7 protein-coding genes are annotated in these 6,200 nt (G+C 43.4%); 2 read left to right on the top strand and 5 right to left on the bottom strand.

Going from position 1 to position 6,200, the window contains the following annotated elements:
• Positions 1 to 89: 89 nt before the first annotated feature.
• The gene (locus tag PX482_RS11715) at positions 90 to 215 is read left to right on the top strand and encodes a hypothetical protein (protein ID WP_288002678.1); all 126 of its coding nucleotides are present in this window, start codon (positions 90 to 92) and stop codon (positions 213 to 215) included.
• Here PX482_RS11715 and PX482_RS11710 read toward each other — a convergent pair.
• The 5 genes from PX482_RS11710 to PX482_RS11690 form a co-directional block, all read right to left on the bottom strand.
• Complete coding sequence (locus PX482_RS11710) at positions 212 to 577, bottom strand: hypothetical protein (protein WP_002735843.1); 366 nt, start codon at positions 575 to 577, stop codon at positions 212 to 214. The two genes, PX482_RS11715 and PX482_RS11710, sit on opposite strands and share 4 nt — an antisense overlap.
• On the bottom strand, positions 578 to 937 hold the full coding sequence (locus PX482_RS11705) for a YtxH domain-containing protein (RefSeq protein ID WP_002761233.1): 360 nt from the start codon (positions 935 to 937) through the stop codon (positions 578 to 580).
• A 381-nt stretch (positions 938 to 1,318) separates the two neighbouring features.
• Complete coding sequence (locus PX482_RS11700) at positions 1,319 to 1,441, bottom strand: hypothetical protein (RefSeq protein ID WP_288024691.1); 123 nt, start codon at positions 1,439 to 1,441, stop codon at positions 1,319 to 1,321.
• 129 nt (positions 1,442 to 1,570) lie between these two features.
• Positions 1,571 to 2,587, bottom strand: coding sequence for a glutaminase A (glsA, locus tag PX482_RS11695; protein ID WP_002761234.1), 1,017 nt, complete (start codon positions 2,585 to 2,587; stop codon positions 1,571 to 1,573).
• A 98-nt stretch (positions 2,588 to 2,685) separates the two neighbouring features.
• A complete protein-coding gene (locus tag PX482_RS11690; RefSeq protein WP_288093643.1) occupies positions 2,686 to 3,789 on the bottom strand; it encodes a glycosyltransferase family 4 protein in 1,104 nt (367 codons plus the stop codon).
• A 569-nt stretch (positions 3,790 to 4,358) separates the two neighbouring features.
• Here PX482_RS11690 and PX482_RS11685 point away from each other — a divergent pair.
• Positions 4,359 to 5,966: an MFS transporter gene (locus tag PX482_RS11685; protein WP_002761239.1), complete on the top strand. Its 1,608-nt coding sequence runs from the start codon at positions 4,359 to 4,361 to the stop codon at positions 5,964 to 5,966.
• The last annotated feature ends 234 nt before the right edge of the window (positions 5,967 to 6,200 follow it).

Here is a 6,200-nt window from a genome sequence, read left to right as displayed (position 1 = left end):
TACACTTATTTACTTTATCTTAAGGGAATTCTCAACTTTAGTCACCCAGTTATCAGGAGGCAGGAGTCTGTATTCAGGAGTCAGTCCCGATGAAAAAATTTTCACCACCAGAGATGAAAGAGGTTTCCTTCCCTACACCCTACACCCTACACCCCACACCCCACACCCCACACCCTACACCCCACACCCTACACCCCACTTCCCCATCTGCTTAACTGCGTTTCCAAGTATTCCAAGCGACTTTAAAACCGATCAAGAGGCGACGGCTGCCACGATCGAGCTTGCTAAGACCAGCTTTAGCACTACCGAGACTGCGATCGACTCCCTGAACAACTTGGCGGGTACTTTTGACCCCTTCATCGATATTGTCGGTTAATTCGCTGATTTCTGCCCCTGTCAGGCGAATTGCTTCTAGAGTCGGGGGAAATTCCCGATGGAGGGTATCGAACAATTTTTCGGCACTCCGGGCTGCCCGGGCTAACTCTTGCAGAGCAGGTAAAGCGGCGATGAAAACCGCCGTTAAACTAACGGCGACTAGCAGTAAAGAACATCCTAGCCAGAAAATAGGTTCGGTCATTTAGTAGTGATTCGAGTGTTGATTATCGCCCTGGGGGGATTCTTGCGAGTCAGGGGAGGGATTGTCCGTGGCTAGACTTTGACTAGCTTCGATTCCGGCTGTCACCGCCTCTTTTAATCTCATTAAAGTATCATCCCAATTACGCCGGGCCGATTCCGATAGGCGATCGGCCTGTAATTGCATCGTCGTGGTCAGATCTTCGGCTAATTCAGGCAAAGCCCGGGCGGATTTTTGCAGAATTCGACGGGTTTCTTTTCCAGATCTCGGCGCTACTAATAAACCCGCCACTGCCCCGATCGCACTGCCCACTAAAACCCCGACGACGAATAAGCCACCGTTACCGTTATTTTTATCTGCCATAGGATTGCCCCTGTACTTAATTCCCAATTTTACGAGGAATTACACTTCTCTTGTGCAGTTTCTTCGGCAAAAATTTTGACCTGTTGCTCTTGGTAAGCAGCAACAGACCTAGAAGGGATAAATTGAGAAAAAACTAGCGATCGGGGAAAACCTGATTTTACGGCTGACTTTGAGCCAATAAGGGAGTGAAAAAGAAGAACCTCTGGGAGTCTTGCCGTGTTTCGACCCCAAAGGTTCTTCTTATACTGAACTTATACTCCTCACACGATATTTATATTACACACAATCCGCTGCTTTTGTCAAGAGGTTTACGAAATTTTTTCCACAGACCTCTGGCCAAATTAATTTTCTATGGCCGGTAGGCGCTCTTGCTGGGGACAGTTAAGTAGGGTTTGCGGCAAAAAGTTTTTCCTGGGGGCAGGTGGGGTGTGGGGTTTTATCGATTTTCAGGACAAAAGTAAAGTTAACTGTGGGGTAAGAAGAACGTAGGTTGGGTTGAAGCATGAAACCCAACGCCCGATTATGTTACGCTACCGCTAACCCATCCTACAAATAATTGTACCTCCCTACTTATCAGACTAAATCCTGTTTAAAAGCTATGGCAGAGTGGGGAGAGGGAAGTAGGGGGTGGTATCAACTATTGCCTTCAAGCCATGTTTTTAAATCTCGTTCTGGTTTGGCCACATTGAATAAATGTAAACCAAAATCCTCTGAAATATCTTGACAAATTTTCACTCCTCTGATGCTGTTGCCTTTTTCATCTAAAAGGGGCGAAAAAGTGCCAATTCCCAACTGATGGGGGACTACTGCCGTAATTCCGCCCCCGACACCGCTTTTTGCTGGTAATCCTACTCGATAGGCCCATTCTCCCGAAGCGTCGTACATTCCACAGGTAAGCATAACACTGATCACATCTTGAACGTAGTGTTCATCGATCGCCCGTATTCCTGTGATTGGGTTGACACCCCCATTAGCCAAGGTAGCGGCCATCAGGGCTAAATCGTGAGCATGGACGAGGATGGCGCATTGTTGACAGTAAAGGTCGAGGGTTTCTTCAATTTTATCGCTAACCATGCCAAAATTTAGCATTAGATAGGCCATGGCCCGATTGCGATTGCCGGTGGATTTTTCCGAGAGAAAAACGGGGACATTAATCTCGTGATCCCTGCCGGTATAGCGTTTAAACATTTCTAAAATACGTTTTAGCCTTTCGGTGGCATTCTGTCCGGTGATTAAATCCGTGGTAGCGATCGCACCAGCATTAACCATAGGATTATAGGGACGATTGGTTTTTTCATCGAGAATAATCGAGTTAAAAGCTTCCCCCGTGGGTTCAACACCGACTTTACTATTAACGTATTCCCTTCCGTGATCTTCTAGAGCTAATCCAAAGACAAAAGCTTTAGAAATCGATTGTACTGTAAAGGTTTGCTGACAGTCTCCCACCTCAAAAATCTGACCGTCAGTGGTAATTACCGAAATACCAAACCATTGTGGAGCTGCTAGGGCTAATTCAGGAATATAATCGGCGATCTTACCCGTCTGTAAATCAGAGTATTTGTCGTGAAGATAGTTAAGATAGTTGCGAAAAGGATAGACCAACTTTTGACCAGAATTGACCGGACTAATAAAATCTTTTGGGGAAGCCATAGAGGAGTATAGCAGTTATCTTAATAATGAGTGACAAAGTTGTGGTTTTGGCTAGTCAGTGGCCGGTATTGAGGAGACGATGCCCAATGAAGTTATAATTAGATTAACTGCCGTAATTTTGCCTGTAAAGTCTTTTTGCCGAATTTAGTTACAGTTTGTTGACGCAACCATTGCGGGTGACAACGTTGATCCTGACCTGGCAAAATTTCTAAACAAGCTTGAGCCACCTTTTCGGCATCTCGATAGGGAACGCGCCACCCCACCAAACCATCCTGCAGCGGCTCTGCTGAACCGTCCTCATCTCCAGAAATCACGGGAATACCACAGGCCATCGCTTCTAGGTAAACAATCCCGAATCCTTCCCGGGAGGGCATAACGTAAGCATCGGCTAAACGATAATGGTCGGCTAATTCCTCCGTCGGGACAAAACCCGCGAAAATTACCTGTTTATCCACTCCTAACTGCTTGGTTAAAGCTTCTAACCTGGGGCGATCGTCCCCACGTCCAATGACTAGATATTTTACTTCGGGATAAGTCTCTAGAATTGTCGGCAGGGCCCGAATGGTAACATCTACCCCTTTATGGATATCCCCCGACCACAACCGGGCCACTGTTAATAAAACTTTGGCATTTTCCGTATCATATTTTTTGATTAATGTCAAGGACTTTTCACCTAAATTAAACTTTTCCTCATTCACCACACAGGGGAGAATTGCTACTTTTTTGGGATCGATAGCGTTAGCCTTACACATAAGATCGCGAGTGTAACGGCTAATTGTCCAGATCGATGCGGCCGCTTGCAGGGCTTGTTTTTGGGAATTTGGTAAAGGTTCCCAGACTTCATTGCCGTAGGTGAGGACGGTGTAGGGTATGCCTAAAGCTTGACAGTAAAGACGGGTGAGAGGAGCTAAATTTATATGACCACAAAAAACCCGTTGGGGACGTTTCCGGAGGAGAGAAACTAGAAACTTAAGGGCTAATTGAATGCGTCCGAGAGTTGCTGAGTTATTTTTCAGGTAATGAAAGGTAATACCTTGATTTTTGAAAGGATTAGGACAATCAGGGGCATCCCGCAGTAAAAAAACCTCGGCCGCCTCGCAATCGGGCAAAGTGAGATAAGCTTGCAGGACATCCTTGATATAGGATTGAATACCGCCTTCTTGGGAAAAAATCTCTAAAAATAGGAAGATATGAGGCATCATAGAACGTCAGCGTCAAAAAGTTTTAGGTTTGGCGAAAAAATTTTCCCCGATCTCTTATCTGTACTATCACACTTTCTTGATCTATTTCGATCGTCTCCCCAGTAATAGCTCCTAACCGCTAACAGTCCGAAAAAGAACAATCTGGGCGATCTTCTCGCTTGTAAGTAGGGAGGCACAATTATTTGTAGGATGGGTTAGCGGTAGCGTAACCCATGCGGGAGTTGGGTTTCATGCTTCAACCCAACCTACGTTCATCTTATATTTAATTCCACCCACCTACTTAACTGCCAGAATAAGGGGAATTCCGATGCTGATAGCTAAAATAACTGATATTAGTCAGTTTAGCTCATAATGCTGGTCAAGGCGATAGATAAAAAGTGAAGGACGGGGAAATAGTCAGAATTTTCCGGGATGCCAAAGATCAAGCTATTTCTTTGTCCCTTGTGTCATCGGGGAATCTTCCCTTTTAACGCTAGATATTTTCAGGAATTACTAGAGACAAAAAAAATTAAAGTTCCTCAACTGCTCCCAGAACAGTTAAGCTTATTTTAGTCTCTATAATTGCTTTTATGGCTCATTTGACTTCTGAAAGACTCAATTTAACCACAAAAATCGCCTATGGTGCGGGGGATTTGGGACCGGCTATCACTGCCAATATCTCGGTATTTTACCTGCTATTTTTCCTCACTGATGTGGCAGGATTACCAGCAGGATTAGCTGGTAGTGTGCTGATGGTGGTGAGAATTTTCGACGCTATTAACGATCCGATTATTGGCATGTGGAGCGATCGAACTCGTACTATCTGGGGTCGTCGCTTACCATGGATGTTATTGGGGTCGATTCCCTTCGGAATTAGCTATTTTTTACTGTGGTTAATCCCGACTAATAACCAATTATGGCTATTTTTATATTATATTTTTATTGGTATTATCTTTAATTTAACCTATACAGTAGTCAATCTTCCCTACCAGGCACTCACCCCTGAATTAACTTATGATTATAATGAGAGAACCCGCTTAAATAGTTTTCGTTTTGCCTTTTCCATCGGGGGCAGCATTCTCTCATTAATTCTCTATATTATCGTCTCATCGTCCTATGCCAACGATCTCCATCAAGCTTTTTTATTGTTAGGTGTAGTTTGTGCTTTAATGTCGATTATAGCAGTTATTTGCTGCGCTTTAGCTTTACAAGAACGAGGAGCAAAAGCGATTCTCAATTCTCCCCAGAAAAAAGTTTTGGCAATTGCTTTTATAGTTATCGGTGCGCTTTCCTCGGTCTATGGACTAGGAAAAATTGGGGTAAATCCCAGAGACTTTATCGCTATTTCCACAATTTTATTAGGAATAGAAGGGATAGTTTCGGGGTTAACCCTTTACTATGGCAAAACTGAAAATCATCTCAAGGATAGCGCGGCAATTAAACAGAGAGAAGCGGATAATAATACCGAAACTATTCCCCTGAAAGAACAATTAAAAATAGTTTTTGGTAATCGTCCCTTTTTATACGTTATTGGCATCTATCTTTGTGCTTGGTTAGGAGTACAATTAACCGCCTCGATTTTGGTTTACTACGTCGTCAGCTACATGAGACTATCGGAAGCAGAATCGGGTTTAGTCGCTTTGGCAGTACAGGGAACAGCTTTAGTGATGTTATTTTTCTGGCAAGCAGTTAGTCAGAAATTAGACAAAAAGATAGTCTATTTTTTAGGGATGACATTCTGGATTATTGCCCAAATTGGTTTATTTTTGCTCCAACCAGGAGAAATAACTTTAATGTATGCTTTGGCAGTTTTGGCGGGATTTGGCGTATCTGTGGCCTATTTAATTCCTTGGTCAATGGTTCCCGATGTGATTGAATTAGACGAATTAGAAACAGGAAAACGTCGAGAAGGTATTTTTTATGCTTTCATGGTACTTTTGCAAAAAATTGGTTTAGCTTTGGGGTTATTTCTTGTCGGTATTGCTCTAGAAACATCGGGTTTTAAACCGAGAATCCCAGGAGAAGCAATTCCCCTGCAGCCAGATAGTGCTTTAATAGCAATTCGCCTAGCAATTGCTCCTTTACCGGCATTTTTTCTGATCATTAGCTTAATTCTTGCCTATTTTTATCCAATTACTCGCCAAGTTCACGCCGAAATTTTAGACCAATTAGCAACAAGAAGACAAGAGGAAAAGTAAACATCAGTTTTTTGAGAAACACTGTCAGTTAAACCCCGTAATAATTTTTCTTCTTCAGGTTCCAATCGTTTTGTAAATTATCAAGACAAAGTTATACTATTAGGGGTCGAGAAAATCGTCACCGACCTCCCCTCCCATTCAGAACCGTGCATGAGACTTTCACCTCACACGGCTCCTAGTTTGACGGTTCCCTTGTTAAGGATACAACTTGACATCTTTTTGTTGACCTTGTAT

The sequence above is a fragment of the Microcystis sp. M53602_WE12 genome (genome assembly GCF_030065455.1).
Classification (GTDB): Bacteria; Cyanobacteriota; Cyanobacteriia; order Cyanobacteriales; family Microcystaceae; genus Microcystis; species Microcystis aeruginosa.
The sequence above is the reverse complement of the archived record's forward strand: the minus strand, read 5'-3'. Positions and strand labels throughout refer to the sequence as shown.